Source organism: Photobacterium sp. SP02, from assembly GCF_038519165.1.
Classification (GTDB): Bacteria; Pseudomonadota; Gammaproteobacteria; order Enterobacterales; family Vibrionaceae; genus Photobacterium; species Photobacterium halotolerans.
The window spans coordinates 23,114-40,014 of the sequence record NZ_JASJOJ010000022.1 but is presented as its reverse complement, the minus strand read 5'-3'; the positions used below and the strand labels follow the sequence as shown (position 1 = coordinate 40,014).

Below are 16,901 nucleotides of genomic sequence, written 5' to 3'. Positions count from 1 at the left end.
ATTCGCCCTCTTATTGTAGGGATAAGAGGAAACAAGGCGGTGTTATAGCTGTCTGCCCGGCAAAGTGCAAGCCTCAGTCCGGATTTCCCTCTCTCAGGCAGGTATACAACAGCCGCAAAGCTTGATTCCCGATACTATGGGTGATAGTTTGCGCCACCAGCGTGAGCGGCCAGTGATACTGGCCGGAATCACGAACGTGTTCACGGACGTGTACACGAAGCGTCACTGTTGAATAAGACTGCCAGATAAGTATAGAAGGTTGGAATGGATTGTCGTTTAGGCTGCGGAGCCTGTTGTATTGCCCCGAGTATTTCTTCCCCCATTCCGGGTATGCCTGATGGCAAACCTGCCGGGGTGCGCTGTATTCAGCTAAACGACAATAATCTGTGCAAGCTTTTTGGCAAGCCGGAAAGACCGGCAGTATGCCATCACTTCAAACCCTGTCCGGATCTCTGCAGCACCACCAATCAGCAGGCGCTGTTCAACCTGACAGAGCTGGAGCAGATCTCAGACGTTCACTTTGCCGGATAATATTCGCAAGGCTGATTTGGCATGCTCTAATGCCTGATGGCCCGAACTGGTCAGATAGCCGCCATCGGGCTGAGTGACGAGCCCTTTATCATACAAACGCTGTGCAGCAGAGATCATCTCAGAACTCGCTTCATGATTAACCTTGATCCCCTCCATATCACTGTGCATCGGGAACTTAACCAGCAGATTCAATTCTTGTACTAACTCTGGTGTCAGGGGCATAGCGACCTCTCCTCTTAAGAACTTATCTCCAAGCATAGTGAGAGAAACCTAAAATCGCTGCGGTTTAGATCAAAACAACAGTAATTATCTGAAAAAAAAGAAAACCGCTTACCCCTGTTCGGGATAAGCGGTTTATGAAACGCTGAGTTTCTAAGGGTCTTTGTACCCTGTCTGTCAGGCTTGAATACCGACAATCAGCCAAGGCGCATTCGGTACGCTCAGATCACGCTCCAAATGCCAGATATCAGAGATATCTTCTTCTACCCCTTCATGGCTATCTTTGTAGCGCCCTGCAAACTTCACGCTCAGGTGAGCGGTATTGGCATTGTAATCAGCACGAACCAGCTCTGCATCAACGTACATCACCTCGGTGTGCTGCTCGCCATCCAGCTTGTCACGCTCTGCTTTTAAGTCTTCAAACAGTGCCGGGCTGACATACTCACGGATGGTTTCCAGCTCATTGTGATTCCAGGCACCTTGCAGTGTGCGGTAATGCTCACGTGCACCTTGCAAAAAGGCATTCATATCAAAGCCAGGAGGCAGATTGAACGGTACATCACTGTCAGTTGCACGATACTCAGGCTGTGCCGTCGCCGCGCCGGTAAATGCATCCGCTTGCTGACGGTGCTGTGCCTGAGGTGAGTCGCCGGCATACGCCTGCTGATGCCCCATTGCCGTCGGCTTGGCTTTGCGCATGCCTTTGAGGAACTTGAAGATCAGAAAAGCGATCAGGCCAAAAATCAGGATATCCATAAACTGAATACCTTCAAAAGCCCCACCGAAGAATGCTGCCAGCAGTCCACCGGCAAGTAATCCGCCCAGCAGTCCGCCCATCAAGCCTTTTTTGCCGGCTGATGCCGTTGGGTTCTGTTTACTGATCGTATCTGTTTGCTGCGGTTGCTGTTTTTGCGCCGGAGCTGTTTTATAGCTCTTGCCCAATGATTTACTGCCGCCAAACTTTTTCGCTTCTGCGTGCGGAGCAGTGAAAGACACAGCCACCAGTAACGCGAACATGGTTATATAGCGTTTCATCAATCCTTTACCTTTGCCTATAAAATGCAATCCTTATGCATCCTAGCTGGGGGGATGGTAAAGTCAATCAGGTCCGACGGCCAAATTGTTACCAAATTTAGCAGGCTCGCCGGTTATGCTCCCTGCAAACCGTTACACTTATCAGCATCAAGCTGACATCACTTCATTGTCAACTATGCGATCTTCTACGGCTAAGCTAATGAAATGGCTTGTTACTTCGTGTACATCCCACCTAGTATTAGGCAGGACCTGTTTATCTCAATTCGCATACAGTGAGGCAATCACCATGCATGAAGCGACGCATCAGAACACACACAGTAAACTGATAGGTTATTTGCTTTGGATTTTTGGCTTTACCGGTGCCCACCGCTTTTATTACGGCAAACCTGTGACCGGCACGCTGTGGTTCTTCACTCTGGGTCTGTTGGGCATTGGCTGGCTGATCGATCTGTTCCTGATCCCCGGCATGGACAAAGAAGCGGATCTTCGTTTTCAAAGTGGTGAACTGGACTATAACATTGCCTGGCTGCTGCTCACTTTTCTGGGTGTCTTCGGCGTGCACCGTATGTATATGGGAAAATGGATCAGCGGACTCTTGTATTTACTGACGTTTGGCTTTTTCCTGATTGGTGTTTTGATTGATTTCTGGACCCTGAATGAGCAGGTGTCGGTCAAAAATGCCGAACGCCGATAATACCGGTAAATAAGAGACAATCTTGACCCGGAAGTTTTGTTGCCCATAGAATATTGAACATTGTTCTATATTCTATACTTTTTATAGCACACCCAGCCTGTGCTAAGGCAGTCAGCAAACTGTCCGGCCTTTTATTTGTGCTTAGCGCACCATGTAGGGAAGATCATGGCAAGACGAAACGATCACACGCGGGAAGAGCTCATCAGCATGACACTTGAGCAAGTCAAAAAGTTTCTCAGCGAGCACCCCCATCACGAACTCAGCTTACGTAAAGTCGCCGCAATGATTGGCTATGTGCCCAGCACCTTAGTCAATGTGTTTGGCAACTATAACCTGCTGTTACTCCATGCTGTAGCCCAAACCATGGATGAACTGTTTGCGGAAGCTGAAAAACAGTTGCAGCAGTCAGAGTCTACAACTGACGCACTGCGCAAACTTGCCTACTGCTATCTCAATTTTGCGGTGGATAATCCTTACCGCTGGCAGCTGATTTTCCAGCACACCATGAATGGCGAGGAACTGCCTGAGTGGCAGAATGAACGCATCAACAACATGATTAACATGCTGGAAAGCCTTATCCGCCAGCTCATCCCCGACCAATCCGAAACCGCGGTGATGGAAGCCAGTCGCGTCCTGTGGGCTGGCGTGCATGGCATTACCCTGCTGACCGTTGACGATAAGCTGTTCACCTCAACGCCCGTTGACGGAAAAGCGCTGATCGACAACCTGCTGGACACTTACCTGAAAAATTGGCAGGTATGAAGGAGCCCAGCCAGATGAGTCATTCACAATCCGCTTTACTGACCCAACGCCGTTTTCTCCCTTACTTTATTACCCAGGCGCTGGGTGCGTTTAACGACAACATTTATAAAAATGTTCTGCTCATTCTGATCGCTTTTGCGGCGCCGGGCACTTTGCCCTTTGAGTCCGATTTCATTATCAACCTGGCCGCCGGTATCTTTATTTTACCGTTCTTTTTGTTCTCGGCGTCTGCCGGTGTGCTGGCAGATTCCTATGACAAAGCCAGCATCATGCGAAAAGTGAAAATGGCTGAAATCATCATCATGGCCATGGCAGCCGTGGCTTTTGTGGCAGAGAATTATACCGCCTTACTGCTGCTGCTGTTTCTGATGGGCTCGCAATCTGCCTTCTTTGGCCCGGCCAAGTATGCCTTACTGCCACAGCACCTGAAAAAGGAAGAGCTGGTTTCCGGCAACGCGTTGGTTGAAACAGGGACATTCCTGGCCATACTGATCGGTACCCTGCTTGCGGGGATCATTGCCGATCAGCAAGCAGCGAGAACCATAGCGGCAGTGGCTGTGGTGTCGTTCGCCGTGTTAGGCTATGCCAGCTCGCGTTATATCCCTGCAGCCAAGCCCTGCGGGGCTGGTCAGCGGTTTCGCTGGCAGCCAATCAGACAAACCCGCAAAACGCTGTCTATTGCTGCGAAAGATAAAGTGGTGTTGCAATGCGTGCTGGGGATCAGCTGGTTCTGGTTTCTGGGGGCAAGTTATCTGACCCAGTTTCCCAACTTTGCCAAGTTATACCTTGGCGGTAATGCCGCTTCGGTTTCAGTCCTGCTGACCCTGTTTTCCATCGGTATTGCTATCGGCTCACTGCTGTGCGACCGCCTGTCTGGCCATCGCATCGAGCCGGGCATCGTTCCGCTGGGCTCACTCGGCATCACGCTGTTTGGTGCAGACCTGATGTTCGCGACCCCGGATATCACGCCGGTGTCAGACTCACTGTGGGCCTTTCTGACCCAACCGGATCTGATTCGGGTGTTCTTCTCACTGACCATGCTGGGTGTGTCTGGTGGTATCTATATCGTGCCACTGTATGCCATGATGCAAAACCGCGCCGAGCCGTCGGAGCGGGCGCAGGTGATTGCTGCGAACAATATCTGGAATGCCATTTTCATGGTCGTCAGCTCAGTGACAGCGATCGTTTTCCTGTCAGTGCTGTCTTTGTCGATACCGCAGTTCTTCCTCTCCCTGGCGGTTCTCAATCTGCTGGTGCTGGGGTATATCTATCTGCAGGCGCCCGATTTTTTTTGGCGATTTCTCATCTGGATTGTCAGTCACACCTTGTACCGGGTAAGCCACCAGCAGTTGGAGAACATCCCCAAACAAGGCGGGGCTTTAATTGTCTGCAACCATGTCAGCTATATGGATGCCCTGCTGCTGGCCGGTGCCTGTCCTCGTCCGATCCGCTTCATCATGGACGAGGACATCTTCAAGCTGCCACTGATTAAAACCTTCTGCAGCGCCTGCAAAGTCATACCGATTGCCGCAAAAGACAGGCGATCCATTCAAAAAGCTTTCGAGGAAGTGGAATACTATCTGTCTCAAGGCGAACTGGTGTGTATCTTCCCTGAAGGCAAACTCACCCATGACGGGGAAGTCGGACCTTTCATGCGGGGCGTGGACCTGATTCTGAAACGCTCCCCTGCGCCTGTCATTCCAATGGCGCTGCAAGGCCTGTGGGGCAGCTACTTCAGCCGTGAAGGCGGTAAAGCCTTGCTGAAATGGCCAAAACGTTTCTGGTCGCGCGTGACTATTGTTGCCGGGACCCCGGTTAATGCGCAATCGGCCAATAGCGCGGCTTTACGTGAAACCGTTATTGCCCTGCGAGGCGAATCTCGCTAATACGCTGACAAAACGGAAAGTGCGTGGTTTTGCGCTTTCCGTTTTTATCCTGCTTTAAAAATTTATGCAGAATAATCTACCGATATATAAATCAATATCAATCATTAAAACCAGTCATTATCCAGTGAAGCCGAGAGATCATCGGCTTCACACCCCACAGACCACTTTTCACTCTTTTAGTTTATTATTCTGATAAACTTTAAAATTACGCCCCTTCACATAATTTTTTCCTGCAAACCCTTTATCAAAAGGTGGCATTTAGTGTAATTTGTGGGAAATGTTCACTTTTTCGCAGGATGACCACATGCACAACATCGGGATGTCTACCAAGCTCAACAATGTTTGTTATGACATAAGGGGACCCGTTCTTAAACATGCCAAGCGCATGGAAGAAGAAGGCCACAAAATTCTTAAGCTCAACATTGGCAACCCCGCCCCATTCGGTTTTGATGCGCCGGATGAGATCCTGGTGGACGTGATCCGCAATCTGCCAACCTCACAGGGTTACTGCGATTCGAAAGGCATTTACTCGGCGCGTAAAGCCGTGGTCCAGCATTACCAGAAACGCGGTCTGCTGGATTTGGATGTCGAAGACGTGTATATCGGCAATGGCGTATCCGAACTGATCGTCATGGCGATGCAGGCACTGCTGGATAACACGGATGAAATTCTGGTTCCTGCACCCGATTACCCGCTGTGGACGGCGGCTATCTCCTTGTCTGGCGGCAATCCGGTGCACTATATCTGTGATGAAGAATCAGACTGGTATCCGGACCTTGACGACATTCGCAGTAAAATCACCCCGAAAACGCGCGGGATTGTGTTGATCAACCCGAACAATCCGACCGGTGCTGTCTACAGCCGTGACTTTTTGCTGGAAGTGATTGAAATCGCCCGTCAGCACAAACTGATTATCTTTGCCGACGAAATTTACGACAAAATTCTCTATGACGGCGCCCAGCACACTTCTATTGCACCACTGGCGGAAGACGTGTTCTGTGTCACCTTCAATGGCTTGTCTAAGTCTTACCGTGTCTGCGGCTTCCGCGCTGGCTGGATGTTACTCTCAGGGCCACGCCACGTCGCCAAACGCTACATCGAAGGCCTGGATATGCTGGCCTCAATGCGCCTGTGTGCCAACGTGCCGATGCAGCATGCGGTACAGACAGCCTTAGGCGGCTACCAGAGCATTAACGAGCTTATCCTGCCTGGCGGTCGCTTGTTAGAGCAAAGAAACAAGGCCTACGACATGATTACGCAAATTCCCGGCGTGTCATGCGTGAAACCTAAAGGTGCCTTGTACCTATTCCCTAAACTGGATCAGAAGAAGTTCAACATTGTCGATGATCAGAAAATGGCACTGGACTTCCTGCAGCAAGAGAAAGTACTGATAGTCCACGGCACAGGTTTTAACTGGAAAAAGCCGGATCACTTCCGCATAGTGACATTACCCAGGGTTGATGACCTGGAAATGGCCATCGGTCGTTTGGAGCGATTTCTTCACGGTTACCGCCAATAACTGGTTATCGCCAATAAATAGTTACCGCCAATAACTGGTTATTGGCAATAAACCCTTCAGTATGTATCGCAAAGCCCCGGTTCTCGGGGCTTTTGTTGTTTCCTAGGCTGCAAAAAATCTGTTAGGTTTAAATAGCAGTCTGATCAATGTGGAAACATCATGAAAACCAGCCATTTTTTTGCTCATCTCGCTCGTATGAAACTGATTCAGCGCTGGCCGCTTATGCGCTGCGTGGCAACTGAGAATGTCTCAGAACACAGCCTTCAGGTGGCTTTTGTGGCCCACGCTCTGGCATTGATCAAAAACCGCCACTTCGGTGGGCAGCTAAACCCTGAACGTATCGCCCTGCTGGCCATGTTTCATGATGCCAGTGAAGTGCTGACAGGCGACATGCCAACACCGATCAAATACTTCAACCCGACTATTGCAGAAGAGTACAAAAAGATTGAACTGGCCGCCGAGCAAAGGCTGCTTTCTATGCTCCCCGACGAGTTTCAGGCCGACTACGCCCCTTTGCTGGTCAGTGATGCCATCGACCAGCAGGACTACCACATAGTCAAGCAGGCCGATACCTTGTGTGCTTACCTGAAATGTCTGGAAGAGCTCAGTGCCGGCAATCACGAATTCACACAGGCCAAGAAACGTCTCGAAGAAACGCTGGAAGAGCGAAAGACACAGGAAATGAGCTATTTCCTGAAAACCTTCGCCACCAGTTTCAACCTAACTTTGGATGAGATCAGTTAATGCCCTTACCCAGTGACCCAAGCACCGCTCTGTGGCAAGCAAGAAAGAGTCAGGAGCACAAGGAAAGACGCGATGATCACCGTACTGCCTATCAGCGTGATCGCGCCAGAATTCTTCATTCAGCGGCCTTTCGCCGCTTACAGGCCAAAACCCAGGTCCATGGCGCCGGTCACCACGACTTTTACCGCACCCGACTGACCCACTCGCTGGAAGCTTCCCAAATCGGCACCGGCATAGTGGCCCAGCTGAAAATCAAGCAGCCCGAATTTCGCTCGCTCTTACCCTCAAACAGCCTGATGGAAAGCCTGTGTCTGGCGCATGACATAGGGCATCCGCCGTTTGGTCATGGTGGTGAGGTAGCGCTCAATTATATGATGCGTGATCATGGTGGCTTTGAAGGCAATGCGCAAACTTTCAGAATTGTCACATTACTTGAGCCCTATACCGAAAAGTTTGGTATGAATTTGTCGCGCCGCACTTTGCTCGGGCTGCTGAAATACCCGGCTTTTATCCGCGATACAAGAGCCACAGAGCAGCCTCCTGAAGTCAGCGCCTTCCGCCATTTGCGTGCCAAAGACTGGCAGCCGGCCAAAGGCATTTACCGCGACGACAAGGAGACCTTTGAGTGGGTGCTGTCTGGCCTGCCTGAGCACGACAGGGAACTGTTCGGTATGATGCGCAGCGAGCGGCACTCCCCCACTCAGCACCTCAAAACACGCTTTAAGTCTCTGGACTGCTCCATCATGGAGCTTGCCGACGACATTGCGTATGGCGTGCACGATTTGGAAGATGCCATCGTCATGGGCATAGTGACACAGAAACAATGGGAAGAGGCTGCGGCCAGCCAGTTACTGCACTGTGGGGAACCCTGGCTGGCCACTCGGACGGAGTGGCTGAGCCAGCAGCTGTTTGCCGATCACCATCAGCGCAAAGATGCGATTGGCGCTTTAGTGAATGCCCTTATCACAGCGATTGAGATCGGCCCGACAACCGCTGAAAGTGCCCCGGCATTCAGCGAACCACTGCTAAAATGGAACGCCTACCTGTCGGCGCCGATGGAAAATGCCCTGACAGTACTGAAGCAATTTGTCAGCGAGTACGTGGTCCATAAACCGGAAATTCAGCTGCTTGAGTACAAAGGGCAGCAGATTATCATGGAAATGTTCGAGGCTTTCACCTCAGATCCCGAGCGGTTGCTGCCGGCCAGTACCCGAGATCGCTGGCGCACAGCCATCCATCATAGTGACAATGAACAGCGGATCATTGCCGATTACATAGCAGGGATGACTGACGGGTTCGCCCAACGTCTTTACAGTAACCTGTTTCAGCCTGCCAGCGAATGGAAAATAGGGCCTATCGTTTAAGGCTGCTTGCCATAATGCCGTTCGAACAGTCCGGGCGGCATCTGGCTGATCTGAAAATCAATCATCTTTTCAAACGCCGTCACTAATGGCAAAAAACACCGGCTTTCGCCTTCAAGCTGACTCAAGGCGTGAAAGGCGGCTTCAACGGTTGATAATCCTGATTGTTTGGGCGATTTTCGAATCCGGTAGTTCCCCGCAGGTACATCATCAAGGCACACGCACGGTAAGGCTTGCAGGTTAGCTGACAAGCGCCACATTTTATACGCCTTCTTCCAAGTACCATCCAGCAGTATTAATGTCGTCAGAGGGGACGGCGAATTCGCTGCAGCCCGGCGGGAAAGCGGCACAGCCTGCTCGTGCGGATAGAGTACCGCAGCATGGCGATCAGGATCAGCCAGCAGGTTATTGATTTCCTCGTGCCGGCTGAAATCTTCACCTACCCATAAACGCGCGTTTGGCAGTGATAGAGTCAGAATACGGGCCGTACCAAGCGGCCGGCTGACCTCAGACGGGTGTTGCAATATCCAGAGTTCAGTTCTAGCATCAATTTTTTCAATCCATTGGCAAATGCAGGCATTGCCTGCTTTACCGCAATCTACACAGTATCGGCTCATTGAGGTGCCCTTGTTATCACGATCTCTGCTCCTGTCCCTGCTGGCAATCTGTCTGTTTTGTGTCGCGGCACAGCTTGCACCGCTGCACGCTCTGCTGGAATGGCAGCGACCATTTATTGAAGCCGGGCAATGGTGGCGGATCCTAACAGGAAATTTCACCCATACCAATTGGGCCCATCTCGGCATGAATGTGTCAGGTCTGCTGATAATCAGTTATCTGTTCCGGTTTTATCTGACTGCTGGGCGCTTCGGGCTGCTATTAGCCTCGTTAAGCCTGATTGTAGGTCTGTCCCTGTTTCTTACCAAGCTGGACGGTTACTCAGGGTTGTCCGGCCTGTTACATGGGATTTTCATTTGGGGAGCCTGTCAGGATATCCGCACCCAACGTGCAGGGGGACGGTTAATGCTGATAGCCGGTATCTTAAAAATCAGCTGGGATTTGTATAGCGGAGGGTCCGCTGAAACCGCATCCATGATTCATGCACAGATTGCAGTAGAAGCGCATCTTGCAGGGGCTGTCGGCGGCTTCCTGTTAGCCATGCTGCCACCGGCTTTCCGGTTATCAGCATCGCCTGTTAAATAATGCAGGTTGCAAGGGGCGCATGGCACCCCTTACAAGATAGTGGCGTTTCAGTCTTCAGCTCATCAGAGCTGAATGCGATCGCGGTTTTTGTCTACAGTAGAGGCGCCAATGCCTTTGACCTTACTCAGATCCTCGATAGTGGCAAATTTCCCATTCTGCTCCCGGTATTCAATAATGTTCTGAGCTTTATCCGGACCAACGCCTAATAGCAGCTTATCCAGTTCCTCAGCATTGGCACTATTGATATTAATTGTTATTTCAATCCCTTCATGCTTATCGGCCGCATCCACCACTCCAGGTAAGACAACGCTCGATGCCAGCAAAATTAATGCAAATGTGTTTTTCATTTTTTCTCCTTCGTGTTAATTCAGCACAAGGATAATCATTTTTAATCACACAATAATGCTCGCCAGAATATGACAAGATAAAAAAACGACGGGCCGCACAAAGCGGCCCGTCTATTATAAATATCAATTACATTTAGTTTGCAGATGCATCCAATACCGGATAGGTCACTTCTGCATCGGCGCGCAGCACATCAAGTAAAGCGGCCACATCCTGCTGAGCATTCATCTGAGCAACCTGCTCGGCCAGTTGCCCATTCACGCTGGCCGAGTCAATCTCAGGCTCAATCACTTTATCCAGCGCAATCACAACAACATTGCCCTGCTGGTCATGAGTCACACCGTAGACCGACTTACCCGCTTCAGGTTTTGCCATCGCAAATGCTTCTTGTGCAATCACAGGATCGCTGCCACGACGACTGATAGTCTGAGGTTCAGAGAAGCTCAGTTCATGCTGCTCCAAAATGGCGTTATCACCATCACGCAATGCAGCAAGAATCTCATCAGCCTGCTTCTCAGCCGCTTCTTCACCACGCTGGGCTGCCATGATCTCATGCACCTGATCAGCAACCTCTTCAAAGGGTAGCAGTTGCTCAGGGCGAGACTCATCAACACGCACAACGATAATATGCTCTGAACCCAATTCAATGACTTCAGAATTCAAACCATCTTCACGTACTTCCGCACTGCTTAACGCCTGGACAACAGCAGGTGAAGCCAACACGCCCTGGGCATTGTTGAGTGCGAAGAAGTCAGTCTTCTGTACTTTAGCGTTGACCGCTTTAGCCGCATCATCCAGCGAATCCGGCATCTCGAAAGCAGATTCCGCCAGTTTGGTCTGCAGCTGATAAAACGCTTCAGCCGCTTTTTGCTCACGCAGATCCGCTAACAGGTCACTGCGAACCTCGGCAAGAGGCTTGGCCGTAGGCGCTTTGACCGCTTCCAGCTGAATGATGTGATAGCCAAATGAAGATTTCACTACGCCAGACAGATCGCCTTGGTTTTCCAGAGCAAAAGCCGCTTCTTCAAACGCAGGGTCCATCACACCACGCTCAAACCAGTCCAGCTCACCACCCTGTTTCGCACTAAAAGTGTCATCCGATTTCGACTTTGCCAGCTCGGAAAAATCCGCACCCTGGTTCAGCTCGGCAAGAATCGCCTCCGCCTTTGACTGGGCCTCAGCATCGTCACCCTGAATCAGAATGTGGCGAACATGGCGCTGTTCAGGCGTCGAAAACTTAGCCAGATTATCCTGATAATACGCATCGAGCTCATCATCACTGACATCCATGGTATTTTTCAGCGTATCGCCAGACAGCTCAATATAAGCAACTTTCACTTGCTCCGGACGTGTAAAGGCTTCCGGATGCTGCTCATAGTAATCTTTGCTGTCGCTTTCTGAGATCTCAACAGTTGCCTTAAACGTATCAAGGTTCAGGGTCAGACTGCGCACTTCACGCTGTTGTTGCTCCAGCTGCTGCAACTGAGTCAATTCATTGCTCAGCGCAAAATCACTGCCCTGAATAGCGCTCAGCAGCTGCTGACGCAGCATGTCGGTACGCATGTACTCGGCAAATTGATCAGGCGTGAAACGCGAGCGGCGAAGCAAAGAAGCATACACTTCGTTGTCAAACTTACCGTCACGCTGAAACTCAGGCATTGAACGGATAGCTTGCTTCACCTGATCATCACTGATACGTAAGCCCAGCTCGTTAGCACGTTGCTCAATCAGCGCATCGTTCACCAAACGATCTAACACACTGCGACGAAACTGCTGAACATAGCCAGGGTCACCCATCAGCGTAGAGAAATACTCTCCCAGCTGCGACTGCATACGGTTACGTTCGTTCTGGTATGCCTGCTCGAACTGATTCTGGCTGATTTCCTCGCCGTCAATCTTTGCCGCTACAGGCTGATTAGAATTTGCCAGATAACTGCCTACACCGGCAAAGACAAAAGAAAATATGATTAGGGAGAGAATAATCTTCACCCAAATGCTGCTAACGCCTTCGCGCATCCGCTCCATCATAACGTGCCGTATCTCCTAGTTGTTCGAGCTGGCAATAATTGTTGATTACGACTCTGAAGAATCACAATCTGTTCACCCTGATACAATGTAAAAAAAGCGCATCAGATATGATGCGCTCTCGTGTTACGCAATAATGCCACTATATGACAAGAAGCGTAAGGTTTTGTTCATTTCAACTTACTGGCAAAGCCAGAATCAGTTGACAGAATCTTTCAGCGCTTTACCTGGTTTGAAACCTGGTACACGTGCTGCTGCGATTTGGATTTCTTCACCAGTTTGTGGGTTACGGCCGGTACGGGCAGCGCGCTCACGAACAGAGAATGTACCAAAACCAACCAGCGCAACCTGGTCACCTTCCTTCAGAGACTCAGAAACTGCCTCAATGAAAGCGTCCAGCGCACGGCCAGCAGATGCTTTAGAAATATCAGCACCTTCGGCGATTTTATCAACCAATTGAGTTTTGTTCACGATTTCTTCCCCTCTATGAACATTGTCTTCCTGACAACAGCATAATCTATGTTTACGCTGTGACGACAAAGGACAATCAAAAACTTGTATCAGGTCTAATTTATCAGCTCATTGTGACACTGAACAGGCTGTAAGCCTTGTTATTATTGAGCTTACAGCAAATTAGACCCCACTTATAGCCAGACAGAAAAAGGCTGACAAGCGATTTCCATCGCAGTCAGCCCCTTACATCTGTTAATTTTGCTGCATATCACTGTTTTGAGCGTTTACCAGCTCGATCCCAGTCGGATTATTTTCCAGGGCGATGCGTAACACATCATCAATCCAGCGAACCGGGCGGACTTCCAAATCAGCAATAACGTTGTCCGGGATCTCTTCCAGATCACGTTCATTCTCTTTCGGAATCAGCACAGTTTTAATGCCGCCACGGTGTGCTGCCAGCAGTTTTTCTTTTAAACCACCGATAGGCAGAACTTCACCACGCAGGGTAATCTCACCTGTCATCGCGACATCGCTGCGCACAGGGTTCCCTGTCAGACTCGACACCAGTGCCGTACACATTGCAATACCCGCACTTGGGCCGTCTTTAGGCGTCGCCCCTTCAGGAACATGAACATGGATATCACGCTTCTCATAGAAGTCGTTATTAATACCCAGTTTCTCTGCACGCGTACGCACCACAGTCATTGCTGCCTGGATAGACTCCTGCATCACATCGCCGAGAGACCCGGTGTAAGACAGCTTGCCTTTGCCCGGCATAGACTCAGTTTCAATGGTCAGCAAATCGCCGCCCACCTCGGTCCACGCCAGCCCGGTGACTTGTCCAATACGGTTGCTTTCTTCTGCTTTTCCGTAGTCAAAGCGCTGCACTCCCAGATACTGCTTCAGGTTCGCCTGATTAATGGTGACCTTCTTCACTTCCGGGTTCAGCAGGATCTCTTTCACCGCTTTACGGCACAGCTTGGAAATTTCACGCTCGAGATTACGCACGCCAGCTTCACGGGTGTAGTAGCGGATAATGCCGATGATGGCAGAATCTTCTATCTCCACTTCGCCTTTTTTCAGGCCGTTACGCTGAATCTGTTTTTCCAGCAAGTGGCGTTTGGCGATATTAAGTTTTTCGTCCTCGGTATAACCAGACAGACGAATCACTTCCATACGGTCCAGTAACGGGCCAGGAATATTCATTGAGTTCGATGTCGCCACAAACATCACGTCGGACAAATCGTAATCCACTTCCAGATAATGGTCGTTAAACGCATTGTTCTGTTCCGGATCCAGGACTTCCAGCAAGGCTGAGGCAGGATCGCCACGCATGTCGGAAGACATCTTGTCGATCTCATCCAGCAGGAACAGTGGATTTTTCACGCCAACTTTGGCCATTTTCTGGATCAGCTTGCCCGGCATTGAGCCGATGTAAGTCCGGCGGTGACCACGGATTTCCGCTTCATCACGCACCCCACCCAGCGCCATACGCACGTATTTACGGCCAGTGGCTGCAGCAATCGACTGCCCCAGAGACGTTTTGCCGACACCAGGAGGGCCAACCAGACACAGGATCGGGCCTTTCAGCTTATTGATACGGCTCTGGACGGCTAAGTACTCAAGAATGCGGTCTTTGACGCGTTCCAGACCATAGTGATCGGCGTTGAGGATCTCTTCCGCTTTAGCCAGATCTTTTTTGACCTTGGTACGCTTGTGCCAGGGCACACTCAGCATCCAGTCAATATAACCACGAACCACAGTCGCTTCAGCTGACATCGGCGACATCATTTTCAGCTTTTGCAATTCCTGCTCAGTTTTTTCACGCGCTTCGGCTGGCATCTTCGACTCGTCGATTTTTTTCTTCAACGATTCGAATTCATCCGGCGCATCGTCCAGCTCACCCAATTCTTTCTGGATGGCTTTCATCTGCTCATTCAGATAGTACTCGCGCTGGCTCTTTTCCATCTGTTTCTTGACGCGGCCACGGATACGTTTCTCGACCTGCAGCAGATCAATTTCAGATTCCATCATGGCCATCAGGAACTCAAGACGTTCCGTGATATCCACGATTTCGAGCACTTTCTGCTTATCTGCCAATTTCAGTGGCATGTGCGCAGCAATGGTATCAGCAAGGCGAGCGGCCTCATCAATACCATTCAGTGACGTTAACACTTCAGGCGGGATCTTTTTGTTCAGCTTGATAAAGCCTTCAAACTGATTGATCGCAGTGCGAACCAGCACTTCCTGCTCGCGTTCGTCCATTTCCGGCGTGACCAGAAATTCCGCTTCCGCACTGAAAAATTCGTCGTCAGTCAACTTCTTAACGTTTGCACGCTGCTGACCTTCTACCAACACCTTCACTGTGCCATCAGGCAATTTCAGGAGCTGCAGTATGGTCGCCACTGTGCCGACATCATAGAGATCGTCAACGGTTGGTTCGTCAGTTGCCGCTTCTTTTTGGGCAACCAACAAAATTTGTTTATCGTTATCCATTGCGGTTTCAAGGCAACGAATGGATTTATCCCGGCCTACAAACAATGGAATAACCATATGAGGGTAGACCACCACGTCACGCAGTGGCAGAACGGGAATGGCAAGGCGTTCCGAACGCTCCAGGTTCATATTGTTCTCTCTTTCCGTTCAGTCTCTTTTAGTGAGTATATGGGGGCAGACTGACAAGATTCAACGGTCGATTTGCCAGAAAATCAAAAAGGAGGCCAAAGCCTCCTTTATTTACTCAAACTGTACGTTTTGCAACCACTTACTCGCCGCCTGCAACTTGATTTTCAGTGTTTTCATAAATCAGCAAAGGTTCAGATTCCCCTTTAATGACTGATTCATCAATCACTACTTTACTCACGCCTTCGGCAGAAGGTAGCTCATACATGGTATCCAGCAGCACCGCCTCTACGATAGAGCGAAGGCCACGTGCACCGGTTTTACGTTCCATGGCTTTACGGGCAATTGCCTGCAGCGCATCGTCACGAAATTCCAGTTCAACGTTTTCCAGCTCCAGTAATGCAGCATACTGTTTTGTCAGCGCATTTTTCGGTTCACGCAGAATCTGCACCAGAGCAGATTCATCCAGCTCACTCAAAATCGCAGTGACTGGCAGACGACCGATAAACTCAGGGATCAAGCCGTATTTCACCAGATCTTCCGGTTCGACTTTCTCGAACAAATCGCTGAGTGTGTTGCGCTGGTCTTTAGAGCGGACTTCCGCACCAAAACCAATACCTGAACTGGTTGCCACACGCTGCTCTACCACTTTATCCAGGCCTGCAAACGCACCACCACAAATAAAGAGTATTTTCGATGTATCAACCTGCAGGAACTCCTGCTGAGGATGTTTACGACCGCCCTGTGGAGGCACAGAGGCAACCGTACCCTCGATCAATTTCAGCAGCGCCTGCTGCACACCTTCGCCTGACACGTCACGGGTAATTGATGGGTTGTCAGATTTACGGGAAATCTTGTCAATCTCATCAATATAAACGATTCCGCGCTCAGCTTTGGCGACATCGTAATCACATTTCTGCAGCAACTTCTGGATGATGTTTTCTACATCTTCACCGACATAACCGGCTTCGGTCAGGGTCGTTGCATCCGCCATAGTGAAAGGTACATCCAGCATACGCGCCAGCGTTTCTGCAAGCAGTGTTTTACCACTACCCGTCGGACCTATCAGCAGGATGTTACTTTTACCCAACTCGACACCATCACTTGTGGTGTCGCCATTCCGCAAACGCTTGTAATGGTTGTAGACAGCTACAGCCAGTACTTTCTTCGCGTGATCCTGGCCGATGACATAATCATCTAAGTGCGTGCGGATCTCCCTTGGCGTTGGCAGTTCATTACCATCGCGCTTTGGCATAACTTCTTTGATTTCTTCGCGAATGATGTCGTTACACAGATCGACGCACTCATCGCAAATATACACAGAAGGGCCAGCAATCAGCTTGCGAACTTCATGCTGACTTTTACCGCAGAAAGAGCAGTACAGCAGTTTTCCACTACCACTCTCTTTTCGCTTATCTGTCATTCGCTAACCTCATATTGGGTTTCACCCATCCTTGCCTTGTTTTGAGTGTATAACATCTCTCGTCACTTTGCTGTCACCTTGC

General features: G+C 50.2%; 16 protein-coding genes. 8 read left to right on the top strand and 8 right to left on the bottom strand.

Annotation, left to right across the window (positions count from 1 at the left end; all coding sequences use genetic code 11):
• Positions 1 to 264 precede the first annotated feature (264 nt).
• On the top strand, positions 265 to 531 hold the full coding sequence (locus P0Y67_RS11500; protein ID WP_342391969.1) for a YkgJ family cysteine cluster protein: 267 nt from the start codon (positions 265 to 267) through the stop codon (positions 529 to 531).
• Here the strand turns inward: P0Y67_RS11500 and P0Y67_RS11495 are convergent.
• Together P0Y67_RS11495 and P0Y67_RS11490 are read right to left on the bottom strand one after the other, a co-directional pair.
• Positions 508 to 753: a TIGR02647 family protein gene (locus P0Y67_RS11495; RefSeq protein WP_027252839.1), complete on the bottom strand. Its 246-nt coding sequence runs from the start codon at positions 751 to 753 to the stop codon at positions 508 to 510. The two genes, P0Y67_RS11500 and P0Y67_RS11495, sit on opposite strands and share 24 nt — an antisense overlap.
• 174 nt (positions 754 to 927) lie before the next feature.
• Positions 928 to 1,785 (bottom strand): Tim44 domain-containing protein, encoded by an 858-nt coding sequence (locus P0Y67_RS11490; RefSeq protein WP_342391968.1) that lies wholly within the window; start codon positions 1,783 to 1,785, stop codon positions 928 to 930.
• A 286-nt stretch (positions 1,786 to 2,071) separates the two neighbouring features.
• On the opposite strand from P0Y67_RS11490, the gene P0Y67_RS11485 reads away from it, so the two are divergent.
• The 6 genes from P0Y67_RS11485 (at position 2,072) to P0Y67_RS11460 (ending at position 8,754) form a co-directional block, all read left to right on the top strand.
• Positions 2,072 to 2,479 (top strand): NINE protein, encoded by a 408-nt coding sequence (locus tag P0Y67_RS11485; protein WP_027252841.1) that lies wholly within the window; start codon positions 2,072 to 2,074, stop codon positions 2,477 to 2,479.
• A gap of 165 nt (positions 2,480 to 2,644) precedes the next feature.
• Positions 2,645 to 3,241, top strand: a complete 597-nt coding sequence (locus P0Y67_RS11480) for a TetR/AcrR family transcriptional regulator (protein WP_120511390.1) — start codon at positions 2,645 to 2,647, stop codon at positions 3,239 to 3,241.
• A 14-nt stretch (positions 3,242 to 3,255) separates the two neighbouring features.
• Positions 3,256 to 5,127: an MFS transporter gene (locus tag P0Y67_RS11475; protein WP_342391967.1), complete on the top strand. Its 1,872-nt coding sequence runs from the start codon at positions 3,256 to 3,258 to the stop codon at positions 5,125 to 5,127.
• Positions 5,128 to 5,431: 304 nt separating this feature from the next.
• Positions 5,432 to 6,646 (top strand): pyridoxal phosphate-dependent aminotransferase, encoded by a 1,215-nt coding sequence (locus P0Y67_RS11470; protein ID WP_120511392.1) that lies wholly within the window; start codon positions 5,432 to 5,434, stop codon positions 6,644 to 6,646.
• A gap of 159 nt (positions 6,647 to 6,805) precedes the next feature.
• Positions 6,806 to 7,390, top strand: a complete 585-nt coding sequence (gene yfbR / locus P0Y67_RS11465) for a 5'-deoxynucleotidase (RefSeq protein ID WP_046218758.1) — start codon at positions 6,806 to 6,808, stop codon at positions 7,388 to 7,390.
• Complete coding sequence (locus P0Y67_RS11460) at positions 7,390 to 8,754, top strand: anti-phage deoxyguanosine triphosphatase (RefSeq protein WP_342391966.1); 1,365 nt, start codon at positions 7,390 to 7,392, stop codon at positions 8,752 to 8,754. Before yfbR ends, P0Y67_RS11460 begins: the two co-directional genes overlap by 1 nt.
• Here P0Y67_RS11460 and P0Y67_RS11455 read toward each other — a convergent pair.
• Positions 8,751 to 9,368: a tRNA-uridine aminocarboxypropyltransferase gene (locus P0Y67_RS11455; RefSeq protein WP_342391965.1), complete on the bottom strand. Its 618-nt coding sequence runs from the start codon at positions 9,366 to 9,368 to the stop codon at positions 8,751 to 8,753. The two genes, P0Y67_RS11460 and P0Y67_RS11455, sit on opposite strands and share 4 nt — an antisense overlap.
• Before the next feature lie 10 nt (positions 9,369 to 9,378).
• On the opposite strand from P0Y67_RS11455, the gene rrtA reads away from it, so the two are divergent.
• Positions 9,379 to 9,951 carry a rhombosortase gene (gene rrtA, locus P0Y67_RS11450; protein WP_342391964.1) on the top strand — a complete coding sequence of 191 codons (573 nt, stop codon included), beginning with the start codon at positions 9,379 to 9,381 and terminating at the stop codon, positions 9,949 to 9,951.
• A gap of 62 nt (positions 9,952 to 10,013) precedes the next feature.
• Here the strand turns inward: rrtA and P0Y67_RS11445 are convergent, their stop codons facing one another.
• The 5 genes from P0Y67_RS11445 to clpX form a co-directional block, all read right to left on the bottom strand.
• The gene (locus P0Y67_RS11445; protein ID WP_342391963.1) at positions 10,014 to 10,298 is read right to left on the bottom strand and encodes a ComEA family DNA-binding protein; all 285 of its coding nucleotides are present in this window, start codon (positions 10,296 to 10,298) and stop codon (positions 10,014 to 10,016) included.
• A 133-nt stretch (positions 10,299 to 10,431) separates the two neighbouring features.
• Positions 10,432 to 12,324, bottom strand: a complete 1,893-nt coding sequence (ppiD, locus tag P0Y67_RS11440; protein ID WP_342391962.1) for a peptidylprolyl isomerase — start codon at positions 12,322 to 12,324, stop codon at positions 10,432 to 10,434.
• Positions 12,325 to 12,519: 195 nt separating this feature from the next.
• Positions 12,520 to 12,792, bottom strand: a complete 273-nt coding sequence (gene hupB, locus P0Y67_RS11435; protein ID WP_027252850.1) for a nucleoid-associated protein HU-beta — start codon at positions 12,790 to 12,792, stop codon at positions 12,520 to 12,522.
• Positions 12,793 to 13,026: 234 nt separating this feature from the next.
• Entirely contained in the window at positions 13,027 to 15,399 is a 2,373-nt protein-coding gene (gene lon / locus P0Y67_RS11430; protein ID WP_337114044.1) for an endopeptidase La, read from the bottom strand.
• A 139-nt stretch (positions 15,400 to 15,538) separates the two neighbouring features.
• On the bottom strand, positions 15,539 to 16,819 hold the full coding sequence (clpX, locus tag P0Y67_RS11425) for an ATP-dependent protease ATP-binding subunit ClpX (protein WP_342391961.1): 1,281 nt from the start codon (positions 16,817 to 16,819) through the stop codon (positions 15,539 to 15,541).
• Between the last annotated feature and the right edge of the window lie 82 nt (positions 16,820 to 16,901).

What these genes read in the sequence shown, in the direction of transcription:
- P0Y67_RS11495 (WP_027252839.1), bottom strand. Translation starts at nt 753, where the DNA reads ATGCCCCTGACACCAGAGTTAGTACAAGAATTGAATCTGCTGGTTAAG.
- clpX (WP_342391961.1), bottom strand. Translation starts at nt 16,819, where the DNA reads ATGACAGATAAGCGAAAAGAGAGTGGTAGTGGAAAACTGCTGTACTGC.
- P0Y67_RS11475 (WP_342391967.1), top strand. Translation starts at nt 3,256, where the DNA reads ATGAGTCATTCACAATCCGCTTTACTGACCCAACGCCGTTTTCTCCCT.
- P0Y67_RS11455 (WP_342391965.1), bottom strand. Translation starts at nt 9,368, where the DNA reads ATGAGCCGATACTGTGTAGATTGCGGTAAAGCAGGCAATGCCTGCATT.
- P0Y67_RS11490 (WP_342391968.1), bottom strand. Translation starts at nt 1,785, where the DNA reads ATGAAACGCTATATAACCATGTTCGCGTTACTGGTGGCTGTGTCTTTC.
- P0Y67_RS11445 (WP_342391963.1), bottom strand. Translation starts at nt 10,298, where the DNA reads ATGAAAAACACATTTGCATTAATTTTGCTGGCATCGAGCGTTGTCTTA.
- P0Y67_RS11500 (WP_342391969.1), top strand. Translation starts at nt 265, where the DNA reads ATGGATTGTCGTTTAGGCTGCGGAGCCTGTTGTATTGCCCCGAGTATT.
- yfbR (WP_046218758.1), top strand. Translation starts at nt 6,806, where the DNA reads ATGAAAACCAGCCATTTTTTTGCTCATCTCGCTCGTATGAAACTGATT.
- ppiD (WP_342391962.1), bottom strand. Translation starts at nt 12,324, where the DNA reads ATGATGGAGCGGATGCGCGAAGGCGTTAGCAGCATTTGGGTGAAGATT.
- P0Y67_RS11485 (WP_027252841.1), top strand. Translation starts at nt 2,072, where the DNA reads ATGCATGAAGCGACGCATCAGAACACACACAGTAAACTGATAGGTTAT.
- P0Y67_RS11470 (WP_120511392.1), top strand. Translation starts at nt 5,432, where the DNA reads ATGCACAACATCGGGATGTCTACCAAGCTCAACAATGTTTGTTATGAC.
- P0Y67_RS11480 (WP_120511390.1), top strand. Translation starts at nt 2,645, where the DNA reads ATGGCAAGACGAAACGATCACACGCGGGAAGAGCTCATCAGCATGACA.
- lon (WP_337114044.1), bottom strand. Translation starts at nt 15,399, where the DNA reads ATGAACCTGGAGCGTTCGGAACGCCTTGCCATTCCCGTTCTGCCACTG.
- P0Y67_RS11460 (WP_342391966.1), top strand. Translation starts at nt 7,390, where the DNA reads ATGCCCTTACCCAGTGACCCAAGCACCGCTCTGTGGCAAGCAAGAAAG.